General features: G+C 33.0%; 16 protein-coding genes. 13 read left to right on the top strand and 3 right to left on the bottom strand.

All coding sequences use genetic code 11. The features are described 5' to 3' along the window. Positions 1-153 precede the first annotated feature (153 nt). The 7 genes from H611_RS0101450 (at position 154) to H611_RS0101480 (ending at position 6824) form a co-directional block, all read left to right on the top strand. Positions 154-552, top strand: a complete 399-nt coding sequence (locus tag H611_RS0101450) for a hypothetical protein (RefSeq protein WP_027136671.1) — start codon at positions 154-156, stop codon at positions 550-552. A gap of 221 nt (positions 553-773) precedes the next feature. Then, entirely contained in the window at positions 774-1265 is a 492-nt protein-coding gene (locus H611_RS0101455; RefSeq protein WP_027136672.1) for a YdcF family protein, read from the top strand. Between the two features lie 505 nt (positions 1266-1770). After that, positions 1771-2937 (top strand): DUF5009 domain-containing protein, encoded by a 1167-nt coding sequence (locus H611_RS0101460; protein ID WP_035483129.1) that lies wholly within the window; start codon positions 1771-1773, stop codon positions 2935-2937. Positions 2938-3196: 259 nt separating this feature from the next. Further along, positions 3197-3967 (top strand): DUF6090 family protein, encoded by a 771-nt coding sequence (locus tag H611_RS0101465; RefSeq protein WP_027136674.1) that lies wholly within the window; start codon positions 3197-3199, stop codon positions 3965-3967. 140 nt (positions 3968-4107) lie between these two features. Continuing rightward, positions 4108-4635 (top strand): CIA30 family protein, encoded by a 528-nt coding sequence (locus H611_RS0101470; protein ID WP_245574748.1) that lies wholly within the window; start codon positions 4108-4110, stop codon positions 4633-4635. Between the two features lie 161 nt (positions 4636-4796). Further along, positions 4797-5843: a hypothetical protein gene (locus H611_RS0101475; RefSeq protein ID WP_157515012.1), complete on the top strand. Its 1047-nt coding sequence runs from the start codon at positions 4797-4799 to the stop codon at positions 5841-5843. A gap of 78 nt (positions 5844-5921) precedes the next feature. Beyond that, positions 5922-6824, top strand: coding sequence for an alpha/beta hydrolase (locus H611_RS0101480; protein ID WP_157515013.1), 903 nt, complete (start codon positions 5922-5924; stop codon positions 6822-6824). Positions 6825-7092: 268 nt separating this feature from the next. Here the strand turns inward: H611_RS0101480 and H611_RS13775 are convergent, their stop codons facing one another. Next, a complete protein-coding gene (locus H611_RS13775) occupies positions 7093-8187 on the bottom strand; it encodes a leucine-rich repeat domain-containing protein (protein WP_157515015.1) in 1095 nt (364 codons plus the stop codon). A 421-nt stretch (positions 8188-8608) separates the two neighbouring features. Here H611_RS13775 and H611_RS0101495 point away from each other — a divergent pair, with 421 nt between their 5' ends. From H611_RS0101495 to H611_RS0101520, 6 genes are all read left to right on the top strand, one after another. Then, positions 8609-8989 (top strand): RidA family protein, encoded by a 381-nt coding sequence (locus H611_RS0101495; protein WP_027136680.1) that lies wholly within the window; start codon positions 8609-8611, stop codon positions 8987-8989. A gap of 16 nt (positions 8990-9005) precedes the next feature. Continuing rightward, positions 9006-9500, top strand: coding sequence for a nuclear transport factor 2 family protein (locus H611_RS0101500; RefSeq protein WP_084158116.1), 495 nt, complete (start codon positions 9006-9008; stop codon positions 9498-9500). Between the two features lie 201 nt (positions 9501-9701). Beyond that, positions 9702-10124, top strand: a complete 423-nt coding sequence (locus tag H611_RS0101505) for a VOC family protein (protein ID WP_027136682.1) — start codon at positions 9702-9704, stop codon at positions 10122-10124. A 121-nt stretch (positions 10125-10245) separates the two neighbouring features. After that, positions 10246-10683, top strand: coding sequence for a YybH family protein (locus tag H611_RS0101510; RefSeq protein WP_084158117.1), 438 nt, complete (start codon positions 10246-10248; stop codon positions 10681-10683). A 136-nt stretch (positions 10684-10819) separates the two neighbouring features. Beyond that, positions 10820-12109, top strand: coding sequence for an APC family permease (locus H611_RS0101515; RefSeq protein WP_027136684.1), 1290 nt, complete (start codon positions 10820-10822; stop codon positions 12107-12109). Between the two features lie 115 nt (positions 12110-12224). After that, a complete protein-coding gene (locus H611_RS0101520) occupies positions 12225-13403 on the top strand; it encodes a BamA/TamA family outer membrane protein (protein ID WP_027136685.1) in 1179 nt (392 codons plus the stop codon). 99 nt (positions 13404-13502) lie between these two features. Here the strand turns inward: H611_RS0101520 and H611_RS0101525 are convergent, their stop codons facing one another. After that, positions 13503-14933 (bottom strand): alpha-amylase family glycosyl hydrolase, encoded by a 1431-nt coding sequence (locus H611_RS0101525; protein WP_027136686.1) that lies wholly within the window; start codon positions 14931-14933, stop codon positions 13503-13505. A gap of 26 nt (positions 14934-14959) precedes the next feature. Continuing rightward, on the bottom strand, positions 14960-16909 hold the full coding sequence (locus tag H611_RS0101530; protein ID WP_245574749.1) for a glycoside hydrolase family 13 protein: 1950 nt from the start codon (positions 16907-16909) through the stop codon (positions 14960-14962). Positions 16910-16912: the final 3 nt, after the last annotated feature.

The raw sequence follows: 16912 nt of genomic DNA on the forward strand, positions 1-16912 counted from the left end.
ATAAATATACCTTGACACTAGTATTTATGGCTTTTTTTAGAAATTATTGCTCCCACTAAAAACAATAAAAAGGAAAAGAAGAAACACTAAAAAAATTTCAAATAACAAGTTGGTTTATAAAACTCAGCCAATTTAAAAATTAAAACATCTAAAATGAAAACAATTAAAAATGTATTAGTAATAGCATTGATAGTATTGCTTAGTTCTTGTGGTTCTAGGAATGTAAAATTCCCAGTCTCTAGTGTAGTTCCAGCAGCAACTATTTATGCCACGAAAAAAATTGGAGATCAGAAAAATTTCACCTTAGAAATTAATACAAAAAACATGGCCAGTGCAGACAGGCTCGATCCCCCCGGAAACAATTATTCTATTTGGATTGTATCTAAAGAATATGGCTTGAAAAACGTAGGACAATTAAATGTAGATAACGCTGAAAAAGCAACTTTTAAAACAGTTACACCATTTAATTTTGATGAAGTTTTTATCACCGTTGAAAAACAAGGAAATTTAGAATATCCTGAAGGTATTGAAATTGCCAGAACTAAATTATAAAAGAATGAAAAATTAGGAATTTGAATTGACAAAATAAGCAAAAATTATCCCCTTTGAATGCAGATATTATGTAGTTACCCTAAAAATAAAACTGTTTAAAATTATAAAAATAATTATTAAATTCAGTTAAATTAATTTAACTCTATAGGTTAAATCTGCATATCGTTTTATGAAAATATATCAAAAGAGCATTTAGACTCATTTCTTAATATTTATAAATTATGAGTAACAAAATTATAATTGTCTTAGGCGCACCTAATTCTCCTAAAGGAATTTTAAGTTCAATTGCAGAAAACAGACTTAATTTATGCTTTAAAATGTTCTCAAAAGGCGATTTGATTTTGTGTACAGGGGGTTGGGGCAAGCACTTTAATAATTCTAGTTTACCACATTCTCATTATGCTCAAGAATATTTATTAAATAAAGGAATTTCAAAATCTTGCTTCTTAGAACCTGCTCTATCAAGTAATACTGTTGATGACGCTGTTAAAACAAAAGAAATAATTTATAATTATAAAAACCTAGAACTATTAATAATAACATCTGATTTTCATTTAGATAGAGCTAAACTAATTTTTAAAGAAATTCTAAAAGAATACACCATCGGATTTATTGGTGCAAAAAATAATTTACCGAAAAATCAATTACAAAAAATAATTGAACACGAAAAAAAATCAATTAATGAGATTGTTAAAAATGGTCTATATTATTAACCTATTAAACAAATAAACAAAAGATGGATTTTTTAGATTTTATCACAAAGTATCTTTTTTTAATTATTGTTCATTTGCAGGATTTGTTACTTGTCTTGTAAAAACACCGAATATAGTATATAAATTAACAACATAAATTCAATTTTAGCCTGTAGCCAAATTACTGGATAAGACATTTGAAAAACAGAATACCACTTTTAAAATAGATTTGAAAAAAAAGATTGTTTACCTCAAAATCACCTCCTTTAATGCTGATAAAGTTGTGAGTCGAATTAATAAACTATTCAAATAATTACGTAAATCACATTTACCCATGATTTACATACCATATGATGCATCTATAGCTTAAAATTTGTGAAAATTATGCCACAATGGTGATTACTAGACTATCTAGTTATTGAAACGACTGATGTTTTGATTGACAAATATGTAAGTTATTTGTTCTAAATTGAATGTTAAATCAATAATCATTAATTAAATTTAAAGGTTTTTAAAAAGATTCTTTATGAACCAAAAGAAAAGAATTGCATCGATAGACATTTTTAGAGCTTTAACCATGTTGTTTATGATTTGGGTAAATGATTTTCCAACCCTATCCGATATACCAAAATGGCTAAAACATGGACCATCAGGTGAGGAATATATTGGTTTTTCTGATTTTATTTTTCCTTTATTTCTTTTCATTGTTGGGCTTAGCATCCCTTTTGCAATTCAACAGCGTTTGAAAAAAGGTGTCGAGGTGTTTTCAATATTAAAACACATTATTTTAAGGTCGGTTTCCTTATTGATAATAGGTGTCTATATGGTGAATTACGAAACATCTCATCATGAAACATTGAGTATTGGAACATATTGGTGGTGTATTTTAATGGCAACAGGGGTGGCGTTAATTTGGATGGATTGGAAACGCAGTCCAGTACCAAAAAAATTACATAAAGTTTTTCAGGCAATAGGTGTATTAATTTTGATTTATTTGGCTGTAATTTACAAAGGAGGAGAGAATGGTTTATTAGGAATGACGACACAATGGTGGGGGATTTTAGGACTGATTGGTTGGGCATATATGATAAATGCTTCGTGCTTTGTTTTATTTAAAGGAAATTTTATTGCTATAGTGGTAGTTTTTATTCTATTCAATGTTTTGGCAGTCTTTAATTACGCAGGGTATTTTGACAATATGGATGGTATTCTTACCTATTTCAGTACCATTTATGGAGGGTTCATTCCTGCTTTTACATCTGCCGGAGTTGTTGGAGGAATGGTGTTGAATCGCCTAGCCGACCAAAAGCAAAGTAAAGTGATATTAACTTTGATTACATTAGGCGTTTTAAATCTAGCTTATGGTTTCCTAATGGAACCACATTTATGGATGATTTATAAGTTAGGAGTTTCTATTGGTGTCGGGTATATTTCCTTTGCTGTCATCTATTTCATTGCAGATATTAAAAGTAAAACCTCTTGGGCAAAAATTATTGCACCTGCAGGAACGGCAACATTAACTTGTTATTTATTTCAGTATTTTGAATATCCGTTAAGAATTGAAACAGGAATTCGCTTTCCCGACTTTATGAATACAGGTACTATAGGACTTTTTGTTTCATTTTCACTTGCAATTTTGATTGTAGTATTTACAGGTTGGATGGAAAAAAAGGGTTTTAAACTGAAATTATAGATGTGTAAAAGGCAACTCCTATAGTTAAAAATCAGACAATAAAATCTTTTTTCAATATCTTAAATTATATTATGCTCAATTAAAAAGAAATGGACATAAATCAATGGAGTTCATTATTGTTTTAGAAAAGGTTGAATTTAAAAGGGAATTAAGAAATAAAGAATCAAATATTAAGGTTAGAAAGTAATTTAATGTATAGTCTAATCTTTAACTTGTGCAAACTATGTCCTTAACAAACATTATATCCAACCAATAACAAATGATAAAATTCTTTAGGAAAATTCGTCAAAACCTACTTTCTGAAAATAAGTTCAGTAAATATTTGATTTACGCAATAGGAGAAATAATTCTTGTTGTAATTGGTATTCTAATTGCACTACAAATCAATAATTCCAACGAATTAAATAAACAAAGAGCTAAAGAGATTCAGTTCCTTAAAAACCTAAAGAGTGATTTGATTTTTGAAGAAAGTGAACTTAATCGCTTTATAGGAATAAGAGAAAGTATGATCACTTCTGCCAAATTTGCTCTTGAACACTTTAGAGGAAAGCCATTAGAAAACATTCAAATATTTAATTTCCATACGTTCAACGTTGGTATCTGGCAAGAGTTTCAGAGAAATAATAACACATTTTTGGAACTATTAAATTCAGGCAACTTGACAATAATTTCAAACGATTCAATAAAAAATGGACTTTTAAACTTAGATTTAATTCACAAAAAAATCATATCCAATCGAGAACATCTAAGAAACGATATGGAGCATTATTTCTATGACCCTTGGTTTAAAACTGTTGATTTAGACCCCTTTGCCCAAAGTTTTATTTTCTATGCTGACAATGGAGAATTTGATAATAAAATAAAGCTTTCAAGGAAAGAAATAGATAGACTGATAAATGATAAAGTATTTAAGAATGGATTTGTCGTTTCAGTGTTTACTAATTCATTGATTATTGATGATTACAAAAGAATGAAAAGTTTGACCAAGAAAGTTGTTCAATTAATTAATAAAGAAATAACTAAAGACTAATAATGTTTAATTGCCATTACGGCGGATTTAAATAAAACCAAATCCTCTCTGAAATACTAAAGCCCGTCTAAATCAAAAAAAATCACTAATTTACATTAGAAACTAATGGGCTATTCAAAGGCCTTATAATAAATAGATTCATGAAATTTTTCCTTATAATAGTTATGCTCACTTCAATGTCGTCAAATATAATATTCGATTTTAATGAAAAATCAAACGTAAAAGAATGGGTAATAACCAATGATGTTGTTATGGGGGGGAAATCCTCAAGTACTTTTGGCTTAAGTCCTAAAGGTCATGGCCTATTTAAAGGTGCTATCTCATTAGATAACAATGGGGGGTTCTGTTCTGTAAAGCACAAATTAGAAAGAAAATTAATTAAGAACTTCACTACAATAGCCCTCAGAATAAAGGGGGACGGTAAAAACTATCAACTCAGAATAAAGTCCAATTCTGGTGATTATTTTTCTTATATCATAATATTTTCAACAAATGGAGATTGGCAAGAAATTCAAATCCCACTAAAAGACATGTACCCGTCATTTAGAGGCAGAAAGCTAGACAAACCAAACTTTTCAGAAGATTACATTGAAGAAATAGGTTTCTTGTTCGGAAACAAAACTGAGGAAAATTTTCAGCTCATGATCGATAAAATAGAACTAAAGTAAAATACAAGTCATTTTACAGATATAGCGAATAAAGTCTAATCTATTACTTGTGTAAACTGCCCCCTCAAAGAATATTTTTTAGCCCTAATGATTTGAACATTTATGCTGAATTACAACCATGGATTTCAAAATTTTTAGAATGGTTTTATCAACTAAATATTATGAAAATTTATAATATAATATTTACCATTTATTTTTTGTTCACAAGCCTCGAAGTACAGGCTCAATTCGGTAGTGTGGTAAACAAATCCGATTCAATTAAGAGTTTGGATTATAGATTTTATAAGATAGAAACAAAGAACAATAAAATTGTTAAAGGTAAACCTAAAATACTTTTTGAAGGTTATCCCATACTATATCCTACATCAAAGCTTTTTTTCAACAAGAATGAGGAGTTAATAAAAGAAGAAAAATCTCATCAAAAGGATACAACATATTATAATTCTGTAAATCAGAAAATTAAAATGGTTCTTTATCCAGATGGTGGAAATGACAGTATCACTTTTAATTATTCCTATGATAGTCATGGCAATATAGAAACCATAAGGAAAAAAGCTTCTGCACCTAAAATGGATTTTAGTTTAAAAGGTAATTATTATTCTTACACTGCTTTAATTGACGAATTTTATAAAAATTACTACTTATCAAAAGATAACCCTAATGTTGTAAATCAATTTGAAGCGATAACACCCATAGAGAATTATACATACAGATTATACAATGATCAAAATGAATTAATAGAACAAAAGAATTTATATGGTTCAAGAATACGTACAATTAAATATGAGTATAACACAGAAAAAAAGATTATTAAAATCTTAAAAATTGATAAAACACCTAATCCTAAAGGTAAACCATTCATATCGACTGAAACTGAACAACATAAATACTTGAAAGACGGATTACTTCATGAAATAAAATACTTTTCCAATGGCAAATTTTGGAGAGAGGAGCAAGTTATTTATAATTCAAAAGGTATACGTGTTAAGTATATTGATAAGGGAAAGGTTCTGAAAAACACTTATATATACAATTCTAATGGAGAACTGGTACAGTATATTTTTGAGAATACAAAAAGAAATAAAATTAAAAGAAATATTACTCTTGAATATACCTATAATGACAAAGGAAATTGGATAACATGTATCCATTTTGACAAAAAAAACAAACCGAAATATTTGATTGAACGAATCATTGAATATTATTAATTTAATAATCTAAAACTACTTAAAACACCGGCTACAATCCAATGTTTCTGACTTTCCACGAGGAAAGTCCTCGCAAATTTGCTATCTTCGGTTTACGGCGGACAAATCCTGCAGATTTATCATAACGAAACCATAACCAAACACCATGGCAAACATAAACGAATAATAATGGCTGCAATTAACAAGCAAAATATGGTAGTGCACTTTAAATTGATCACCCTCATATTATGTTTAAATGCAGTGTACAGCTTTGTTTATGCACAAAACGACACTACTAGTTACTCTACTGTTATTTGGAATAAAATAGAAGCTATTAGCCCTACGATTGTTACACTGCCAAATAGCTTCGATTCAACAAAAAGCCATACACTAGTAATAGGACTTCATGGGTTTAGTAGTACAGCTGAATATTTTCAAAGTTTTAGTAAACCATTTACCGATGCTGGATTTATTTTTGCAACACCGGAAGCACCATACAGCTATTTAAGAAATGACGGAACTATAGGCTATGAATGGTTTCTGTATGATATTTCGTCCTATATCATGCTAGAAAGACCTGCGTCCGAATTAGAAATATCTGCTATGCGTGTGACCACTGAAAAGCAGATGGATAAGGTTATTGAAGATTTAAAAGCACATTACAACATTGGGGAAGTTTATTTTGCAGGCATGTCACAAGGTGGCATTATCACCTACCTAAGCGGCATCCATCATCATGACAAAATTAACGGTATGATCATCTTCGGATCTGTAGTTGATGAAGATTGGCTAGGTACAGATGATATTCAAGACGGCAAGGGTGTAAGAACTCTGATTATACAAGGTGAAAAAGATACGGCCGTACCATTTAAATACGCAGAAGCAGCACGCGATCTTCTGATTAACAATGGATATGAAGTTACCTACAAAACATTTGATGGAGGTCATATTGTCCCTCAACATCTTTTGCCTTTTGTAATTGATTGGATAAATCAAAAGTGATCCTAAAAAAGTTGGCCTACAAAGCCTATGCGGAAATGGAACAATTGTGATTTTCGAAAAAGTTATGGATTTTGGGAAATTCTGACTTCAATAAATCAATTGGAATCTTATAAAATAAAAATACTGCACATAACATGGTGTATAATAAATTTTGTGAGGACTGATTCTAATTCGAAAATTGATTCCCACAAATTAAACTTACTGCAAAAATAATCCATTACACTAACCTCCGATAAATAAAATCATAGTGTTAATTAAATCCTTTAATCTAATTGCAGTTGAGTTTGTAAATATCTGTTTGTATTCCAACATACCAATTTTCTGGTATATTTTCAAGCTGTGTTTGATTAACTTGAACACAAGTTAAAAATTCGTTATATGCCTGAAAATAATCTAAAACAACATTCCTACTCACATCAATAGTAGTTATTTCATTTCGATAACAACCAAAACTAGTTAACATTGAGTTTTTAGTTACATCTAAACTACTTATTTTATTATCTCCACAAAAAAGTCTTTCCAACTTAGTATTACTTGTTACGTCTAGAGTAGTGAGCTTATTATTTTCACAATTAAACCATGTTATTAAAGTATTGTTGCTAACATTCAAATCGTTAAGAAGGTTATCGGAACAATAAAAACCCTCTAGCAAAGAGTTATTATTTACATCAATATTTGACAATGAGTTATAACTACAATTCAAAGATTTTAAAAAAACGTTATTACTAACATCTAAAGTTGATAGCTCGTTATTTTCACAATCCAATACTTCTAATAAGGTATTATTACTTACATCTAAAGTCCCAATTTTGTTATCACCATATGGTGGCGTCGCATAATAGTCAACGTACCCACAATCCAATATAATCAAGTTGGTATTATTGGTGACATCCAAATTAGTCAATAAATTGTCTCGGCAAATTAAACTTGTTAGTTTTATATTTTTACTCACATCTAACTCTTTTAAATTACTTGATTCGATAACTAATTCTACTAAATCTGTATTTTGACTTAAATCTAATTTTAAAATTTCATTTATAAACCCAATTTTTAAAACCTTCAAATTTTTAAAACCCTCAATACCCGTAAAATCTTTAATTTCTCTTTCAGGCGCAGATGACAAAAAACCACTATAACCCATCCTCAATTCCGTAACATTATTTATCTTGTCTGTTAATACATAATTATCCATTTCATCATCAAGCTCAATTTGAATTAAAAATCTTTCAAAAACATCATCTGGAATAAATGTTTTACTTGAATTATTGGACATAGAATCAGATTCACTATCAATTGCATTTTTGCTACATCCCATGTAGACAATAAGACAAAAAAACACAAAAAATTTAATCAAAATTTTCATACTTTCATTACTTAACAACTAAAGTTAAAAAAAATAACGATGTATAACCTAAATTACTGCAGATACCACTACGTTCGAATACACTCGGAATTAACAAGGATAGGGCTAAACCGAAAAACAAAGTAACCTAAATCGATAACTGACAGTTATACAAACCGTTACCCACAAGCGAAAAACTGAACGGTGACCCAAAAAGAAAAAAGTAGCTTATTGAAACAGTTTGCAGACCAAAGTGACAAGTTATTTGATTTAGGACTAATAAGAACAGACAGTTTCACAGGGGTAATCGGTGAATATGTCTCCTCAATTGTTTTTGATTTAAAAAACACAGAAAGAGTGACCAGAGCAATTGACGGAATAGACACAAAATGAAAGAAATATCAAATAAAATCAAAAGTTGTTGATAACGACAAAGTGAATTATGGAAAGACAATTAATAAGTTCTGGCTCCTCTTTTGAAAAAGACATGGCCTATTCGAGAGCCGTTATTGATGGAAACTGGGTATTTGTATCTGGAACCACCGGATTCGATTATGAAAACATGAGCATTTCGGAAGACATCGGTTCTCAAACCGAACAGTGTTTAAAAAATATTGTGTCAACATTACATAAGGCCGATTCGAAACTCCAGGATGTGGTGAGAGTCACTTATATTGTACCAGACCCTTCGGAGTTTGAGCATTGCTGGCCCGTATTAAGAAAGTATTTTGGAGAAATAAGACCGGCTGCAACCATGTTTTCTGCTGGTTTAGCCGATCCCAGAATGAAAATTGAAATTCAGGTAACCGCATTAAAAAAATAATGTCGAAATTAGACTCATGCGGTACAATAAGAATAATGACATTCACTTAAACTCTAACAAACCAATGCTTATAAAAACCACTTTAATACTTCTTTTAACATGTTTTCAAATTTCAATGGCGCAAACCACTAAAGACTCTTTGTCCATTATAGAGGTTTTAAAAAAAGACTATGAAGCCTTTGGAAGTTATGATATAGAAAAACACCGCAGCTACCTTACCAATGATTATATCCTGATTGAAAACGGAGAAATCTGGAATTTAAATCAGGAAATCGACTATTTAAAAAAGCATAAAAACAGTAAAACGAAACGTGTGGATGCTTTCACGATTTCAGATGTAAAAATCTTTGATAATATTGCCTATGTAGTGTATAATTTATATTCCACCAAAACCAACGAGGGTACTATTAAAAAGTTTCATTGGTTAGAGAGCACTGTATTTAGAAAGGTAAACGGAAACTGGAAAATAGCATTAATACATTCTACTAAAATTAGTAAAAAGGAAGAATAAAAACCATTTTACCAATTTACTGCTTCCATAAAGCAAAGCAGCCTAACTTATCAACATACACCTTTAATCTGCAACACTTTACGAAGTATTTGATCTCATTGTGAAATTTTACAAATATTCAACAGTTTCATACAATTTTATTAAATTAGGTGCTTAACAATAAAACCACCCCAGAAAAAATCGTTTCATATCTTTTATTAAATGTCGAAAACAGATACTAACATAGCCATTGAATTTTTAGACCATGTTGCCATTCGAGTGGCAGATATGGAAGTCTCGGCAAAATGGTATGAAAACGTATTAGGTTTACAGCGGTACCAATTACCTGAATGGGGCGATTTCCCCATCTTTTTACTTTCAGGGAGGTCTGGAATCGCACTGTTCCCCGCAAACACTACCGATTCTAAACTTGACCCTGCTTCAAAAAATGTAAAAATCGATCATTTTGCCTTTAATGTAACTCATGACAATTTTGAGAAAGCCAAGAAGCGGTATCGTGAGTTAGGGTTGAATTTTAACGTTCAGGATCATTATTACTTTCATTCTATTTACACAAAAGATCCCGATGGGCATACGGTTGAACTAACCACCATTAAAGTGGATGAACAAGATTTTTACAAATAAAAATCTTACGTTTTGCATGTTGCTATTTAGATATCGAAAGAAGACGAAACGTTCATGCTATTTTATGCTTTGTAATTACTAAATTAGTAACAAAAGTAATTCGCTATTAATATGTTATGATATGAAATCACCAGTAATCTTATTTAGTTTTCTTATTATGAGCTGCACTTCAAACAACAAACAACAGGCCATACAGCAATGGCAATCGGAAATATTAACAGTTGAAAAGTCGTTTAATACTATGGTACAAAGCGAGGGCATAGCTAAAGCTTTTGAGCACTTTGCTGCTCCCGATGCTGTGATACTAAGAGGCGAAGCACTAATAAAAGGAAAAAAGGCTATTTGTACCTGGTACCGAGATCGTGCTAATCCGCACACCACACTCACCTGGACTCCAAACTATGTGGATGTGAGCGACTCTGGAGATATGGCGTATACTTATGGCGATTACACTTATACAGCAGTAGATTCCTTAGGAAATAAAAATGAAAGTAAAGGCATTTTTCATACGGTTTGGAAACGACAAACCGATGGATCCTGGAAATTTGTGTATGATTAATTAGGAGATGGCTCTGCGAAAAAGAAAGTAAAACACTTTATCACAAACATTTAACCAACCCATTATTTTTTCGTAAGTTAGTAAGGATAAACATAAACACGCTTATTACCTGTAAGTAGTCTTCAAATAAATCTACATGACTCAACCAAATAAAATCAGATTAAAAGATGCTATTTCTATTGGTATTGGTGGTATGGTTGGTGGTGGTATTTTTGCCGTTCTGGGTCTGGCAGTATCATTAGCTCAAGGCGGCACTCCTTTGGCCTTTTTATTCTCTGGAATAGTCGCTTTAATTACCTCTTATAGCTATGTAAAACTATCTATGACTTATGCAGACAGAGGCGGTACTGTAAAGTTTATTAATCAAGGTTTTGGCAAATCGGTTTTTAGTGGAGCCGTTAACAACCTTTTATGGGTTAGCTATATTATTATGCTCTCATTATATGCGTCGGCATTTGGTTCGTATGCTCCAAACTTACTAAAGCTCACTCATAACGGAACCATTGATTTTCATATTTACGCAAGTGCTATTATTGTATTAGCAACGGCCATTAATTATTACAGTATTGCCATAGTAGGTAAAATAGAATCCTACGCAGTTATTATAAAATTAATTATCTTAATAGCATTTGTAGGTATCGGGGCCTATGGTTTAATTGGCAATCCTAATTTAGAACAACTGAGTCTTGTACATTGGGAAGCACCTATGAAATTATTCGCCGGGGGCATGGTCATTTTTATAGCCTATGAAGGGTTCGAATTAATAGCAAATGCAGCACCCGACATTATTAATCCTGAGAAAAATATTCCAAGAGCCTATTACGGTTCTGTCATTTTTGTGATTATACTCTATCTGCTCATCGCTATAGTTACTATCGGCTCCTTACCTTTTAAAAACATAGCGAATGCCCAGGATTATGTATTGGCAGAAGCCGCGAAACCCATGCTAGGCAAACTGGGTTTTGGCATCATTACTATAGCCGCTTTAATATCCACCTTTTCGGCCATTAACGCATCGTTATACGGAGGAAGTCGTGTAAACTTTGAAATAGCAGAAGACGATGAACTCCCGCATCATTTTATGGCCCAACTATGGAATCAACCCATCGGTTTATTGATTACGGCCATAGCTACTTTTATACTGGTAAACCTGTTGGAACTGGAAAGCATTTCTACGGCAGGAAGTGTTGGTTTTCTGCTTATTTTCAGTATTGTCAATTTTGTAGGATTTAAATTATCTAAAGATATTGGTGCTAACAAAACCATCCCTTTATTAGGGTTTATTTTGTGCTTAATAGCTCTTGTCATTCTTCTTAATCAACAAATTAAAACCAATATTATTGGTGTTGTTATAGCCTTAAGTATTGTTGGAGCGTGTTTTGTTATGGAATGGCTATATAAAAACAGGGAAAAAAAACACAAATAACCAACTATATCACAGCGAAATAGATTTAATATTAAACCCCAAAAGTAACCATATAGTAATTAAATAATCTTTATCTTAGTTCTATAAGAACGAAGCCTAATTAAGAAATTAATGTATGATTTCAACACCTAACGTACCATTGCCAAAAAACCGAATAGCATATCAACTTTTACTTGTTTTATTTTTAGGCACAACAGAACTGCTTCTGGCACAGGATAAAACAGCTCCCATAGAAAAACTACACGCCGCTGTAAGTCAATATTATTACGAATCGGATTCACTACAAATGGCCGATCGGCAAAAAGGAGTCGTACCGGTTCCTATAATCGTAACCGAACCTGCACTTGGAGGCTTTGGTGGTGGACTTGGGATTGGTTATGTACATTCCAATAAACGTAGTTTTAGAAAGAATACCCCCGCGACTATTACAGGCGTTTTTGGAGGCATGAGTTTGAATAAATCCTGGCTATACGGTATGGGACACTCTCAGACTTTAAATAATGACCATATTCGCTATTTAGGATATATTTTTAATTCGAAAGTTAATATGGCTTTTTATGAAGAAATATTATCCAGAACCTTTTCTTTTGATGTGAATATGAATCTGTGGGGAACATCGCATAAAGTGTTATTCCGGATAAAAGAAACCAATCTCTTTGTGGGTACCAAATATACTTTTGCCAAGACTAAAAACAAACTCGATTTAGTAACTAATCATCCTAAATTAGACTCCTTATTAAGCAAGGTGCAAAACACCTCCAAATTAGGTATGCTGGGCGTTGTGGTGTCTTATGATAGCCGAGACAACACCTTATCTCCTAATCGAGGCGTGGATGTGGCCTTATATTATGATTATAATGCGACATTTTTTGGTGGTGACCAAAACTTCTCGATGCTAGAAGCTTCTTGTAAATATTACTTTCAGGTAGCAAGTTCTGTCTATGGGGGTTTGCGAGCTGATGGCCAGTTTACTGGTAATAATACGCCGTTTTATTCCAAGCCCTATATAGAATTACGAGGGGTCCCTGCGATGCGCTATCAGGGGAACATGGTTTTTCTTACTGAAACCCAATGGCGCTGGGCCTTTTATAAAAACTGGTCTGTTCTAGGGTTTGCAGGAGCTGCGAAGGCCTTAAAAGAAATTGAAGATTTTAATGACGAAAAAACCATATATAACTATGGTGTAGGTGCACGCTATGCCCTTAATAAAATATTCGGACTTCGTGTTGGTATAGATACCGCATGGAGCAATGATGACTTTGCTTGGTATATTTCGGTGGGTAGTTCCTTTTAAAACTTATTTAAAAACAAACGACAATCCCTCCTAAAAACAACAAAGGCTTTATTGTAATTATAATAAAGCCTTTGTTTATAATGAAAAAATCAACCCTTTTTACTTTTTAACAAGTATTCTAAAATCATTTGGTTGCAATATTATCACATGACCCCCTAAATCTACAAACTCACTAGTAAAATAATCTTGAAACTTTCCTTCTAATGGCATCTGTACTTCTTGACTTTCCTGAGATATATTCCCCACAAATACGACTTCATTGTTACCTTTTCTTCTCGAAAACGCAATGAGACTTTCATTTAGACCCAGAGGTAGATAAGCGCCACCATTAAGGCCTGCAGCAAGAGCTTCGTTATTTTGCTTTAACTTACCTAATTGCTCGAGCAGGGAGAAATAGTCTCCCTTAGTTTTTGGAATGCTATCCTTTTCAAAAAACTTTAACGCATGCTCCAGGTCATACTCCTGCCCCGAGTAAATTAATGGCATACCAGGCATGGTATAGGTAAGCGCAGTAAATAGTGCCTTATTCTCAGGCATACGCTCTTTTAATGTCCCATTCCAGGAGTTTTCATCGTGATTAGTAATAAAGTGCATCACTATATCGTCAGGTTCTAAAATGGTATCTACCTTTTGCATATAATTTTGAAAATCGGAAACTTTGGCGCTTCCTTCGGCCAGCTTATTAAATATATGATGTACCTCCCAACCATAATGCATATCAAAGGCCCGTTTTAACAGATCCGGCTGCTCTGCTTCTGCCAACATAAATACGGGCTTAATTTCTTTTAATTCTGCGGTAGCCGTTTCAAAAAAATCTACAGGTACCTGATGTGCCACATCCATGCGGTATCCATCAATATCGGCTTCGGTAATCCAATACTTTAAATCTGAAATCATTGCTTTACGCATGTCCAAATTATCATAATTTAAGTCGGCCACATCATTCCAACCATAGGGTTCTCCGGTTTTATCATCTAGGGGATCTATAATAGTTCCATTACTATTCTGAGTATACCATTCTGGATGTTCTGTTATCCAGGGATGGTCCCAGCCCGTATGATTAGGCACCCAATCCACAATCACATAAATACCATGTTCATGTGCCGTAGCAACCAATTGTTTAAAGTCTTCCAAGGTTCCAAATTCAGGGTTTATAGCCTTATAATCGGATACCGAATAATAACTCCCTAAATACTTACTTCTTAAAGCATCATCTTCAATATCTGAAGTAAACTTATCGCCTGTAGCTTTGCGTTTAATTTCAGATATAGGATTAATAGGCATAACCCAGATAATTTTAACCCCCAGTTCCTTTAAAACAGGTATGTCTTTTGTAAAGGCATCAAAAGTGCCTTCAGGTGAATACTGACGAATATTAGCCTCATAGATCACAGCTCTTTCAATAGTCTCAGTTGATACGGGTGCAATGGCAAAGGGCTGTTCCTGCTGGATTGATTCCGTCTTTTTTTGTTCTTTACATGCATATAAAGTGATAATTGCAAGGAAAGCTAGACTTATTATATGTTTCATTATCTATATTTATTTGAATAAGTTCTTTATTGTTTGGTAGTTAAAAGGATACTTCCACTTTCATTTAAAATTATACTATCCCCCCAAATAAAGGTTTTATTGGTTAAGATATTACGAAACTGTTTACCCTCCAAACCAAGCTCTTCAAATCGTTTTAAATTTAAAGATACTTCACTTTCATTTCTATTCATAATATGAGCCAAGACCTCATCTTTATAAATTCGAAACAACACATAGATTCCATTTTCAGGAGCAAAATGGACCGTTTCTCCTTCATGTATGGCCTTGCTAGTCTTACGATATTGTAGTACTGCCTTTAAAAACGCCTGCATCTCAAGCTGCTCTTTACTTAATCCTGTTCCAGTAAAAGCGTTAATAGCATCACCTGCCCATCCACCTGGAAAATCAGTTCGGATTAAACCATGATCGCCGGGCTTCTCAAAATCGTTCATGAGAATTTCTGTACCATAATAGATCTGAGGAATTCTGGGCAATACCAGTATATAACTTAAAGCCATTTTTGTATGTATCACATGGCCATTTAACCTGGTGAAAATGCGACTCATATCGTGATTATCCGGAAAGATTAAAATATCCTTAGGCGATTTATAAGCAAAATCATTAGCCAGTCCTTCATACAATTTAAACAAGCCAGACCAGGTTGATTCCATTTCATTCAGACCATTAACAATGGTTTCTTGCATAGCGAAATCCATAGATGATGGTAAATACGATTGATAACCATCCTTATTTTCGTGACCCGCCTGCCAGTACGCTATAAGCAAAGGATTTATAGACCATTCTTCGCCAACGATTGAAAAGTTTGGATATTCAGTCATTATAGCTTTAGCCCAACGACTTAAAAACGCCTTGTCCGGATAAGGATAGGTATCCTGACGAATCCCTCCCAAATGGGCTGTTTCAATCCACCATATACTATTTTGAATAAGATAGTTTGCCATAAAAGGATTCTTCTGGTTTAAATCGGGCATAGCTGGAACAAACCAGCCTTCGGTTAAGGCAGCTTTATCTATGTTTGAAGCATATAAATCCTGATTAGCCGTGCGTCTGTGAGAAGAAACTTCAAGCGTATTATGGTTTTCGTAAGCCTCCTGCTGGTTAAGCCAGTCTTTAAAGGGTAAATCCTGCATCCACCAGTGCTTAGAGCCACAATGATTAACGACCTGATCCATAACAAGCTTCATGCCTTTTTCAGACATTTGGGTAGATAATTTAAGATAATCATCTAAGCTACCAAATCGCGGATCGATGGCGTAATAATCTGTAATGGCATAACCATGATAGGAACTATTGGGCATATCATTCGTTAAAAGCGGACAAGGCCAAATCGCGGTAAAACCCAAATCATTAATATAATCCAAATGATTTGCAATACCCTTAATATCGCCACCATGTCGCTTATAATCATGTGCTCTATCTAAATCTTGTTCCAATAACCCTTCTACGACATCATTTTCCGAATTGCCATTAGCAAATCGATCGGGGGTGATTAAATAAATGGCATCGCTACTATCGAAACCCATATAACTATCAGCGTCTTTAGTTCTTGCTTTTAACTCATACGAATATAATAGGGACTCTTTAGTGTCCTTTTTAAACACCAGATTAAACGTACCTGCTTTGGTAGTTTCATCCAGTTCTAAATCGATAAACAAATAATTAGGACTATCAGCCTGGTGTACCTCTTTTATAGAAACACCAGGATAAGAAATCTCGGGATTATAACTTGAAATACCCGGATGCTTGACCAATAATTGCAACTTCGTACTTTTAAAACCCACCCACCAGTTTGGTGGTTCCACGCGCTCAATGTCGTACCGTTCAACTACTGGTGTATCTGACTGTTGATCATTATCAATACTGTTACTTTTTTGCTTACATGCTAGATTTAACTGTGCTAAAAGCACCACAGCCATAATGAGTAATTGATGATTGTATTTTTTTTGATTACACATATA

The sequence above is a fragment of the Gaetbulibacter saemankumensis DSM 17032 genome, from assembly GCF_000425645.1.
Lineage (GTDB): Bacteria > Bacteroidota > Bacteroidia > Flavobacteriales > Flavobacteriaceae > Gaetbulibacter > Gaetbulibacter saemankumensis.

Bases quoted from the DNA above. Each gene is read 5' to 3' on its own strand.
- H611_RS0101450 (WP_027136671.1), top strand. From the start codon at position 154: ATGAAAACAATTAAAAATGTATTAGTAATAGCATTGATAGTATTGCTT.
- H611_RS0101455 (WP_027136672.1), top strand. From the start codon at position 774: ATGAGTAACAAAATTATAATTGTCTTAGGCGCACCTAATTCTCCTAAA.
- H611_RS0101460 (WP_035483129.1), top strand. From the start codon at position 1,771: ATGAACCAAAAGAAAAGAATTGCATCGATAGACATTTTTAGAGCTTTA.
- H611_RS0101465 (WP_027136674.1), top strand. From the start codon at position 3,197: ATGATAAAATTCTTTAGGAAAATTCGTCAAAACCTACTTTCTGAAAAT.
- H611_RS0101470 (WP_245574748.1), top strand. From the start codon at position 4,108: ATGAAATTTTTCCTTATAATAGTTATGCTCACTTCAATGTCGTCAAAT.
- H611_RS0101475 (WP_157515012.1), top strand. From the start codon at position 4,797: ATGAAAATTTATAATATAATATTTACCATTTATTTTTTGTTCACAAGC.
- H611_RS13775 (WP_157515015.1), bottom strand. From the start codon at position 8,187: ATGAAAATTTTGATTAAATTTTTTGTGTTTTTTTGTCTTATTGTCTAC.
- H611_RS0101495 (WP_027136680.1), top strand. From the start codon at position 8,609: ATGGAAAGACAATTAATAAGTTCTGGCTCCTCTTTTGAAAAAGACATG.
- H611_RS0101500 (WP_084158116.1), top strand. From the start codon at position 9,006: ATGCGGTACAATAAGAATAATGACATTCACTTAAACTCTAACAAACCA.
- H611_RS0101505 (WP_027136682.1), top strand. From the start codon at position 9,702: ATGTCGAAAACAGATACTAACATAGCCATTGAATTTTTAGACCATGTT.
- H611_RS0101510 (WP_084158117.1), top strand. From the start codon at position 10,246: ATGAAATCACCAGTAATCTTATTTAGTTTTCTTATTATGAGCTGCACT.
- H611_RS0101515 (WP_027136684.1), top strand. From the start codon at position 10,820: ATGACTCAACCAAATAAAATCAGATTAAAAGATGCTATTTCTATTGGT.
- H611_RS0101520 (WP_027136685.1), top strand. From the start codon at position 12,225: ATGATTTCAACACCTAACGTACCATTGCCAAAAAACCGAATAGCATAT.
- H611_RS0101525 (WP_027136686.1), bottom strand. From the start codon at position 14,933: ATGAAACATATAATAAGTCTAGCTTTCCTTGCAATTATCACTTTATAT.
- H611_RS0101530 (WP_245574749.1), bottom strand. From the start codon at position 16,909: ATGTGTAATCAAAAAAAATACAATCATCAATTACTCATTATGGCTGTG.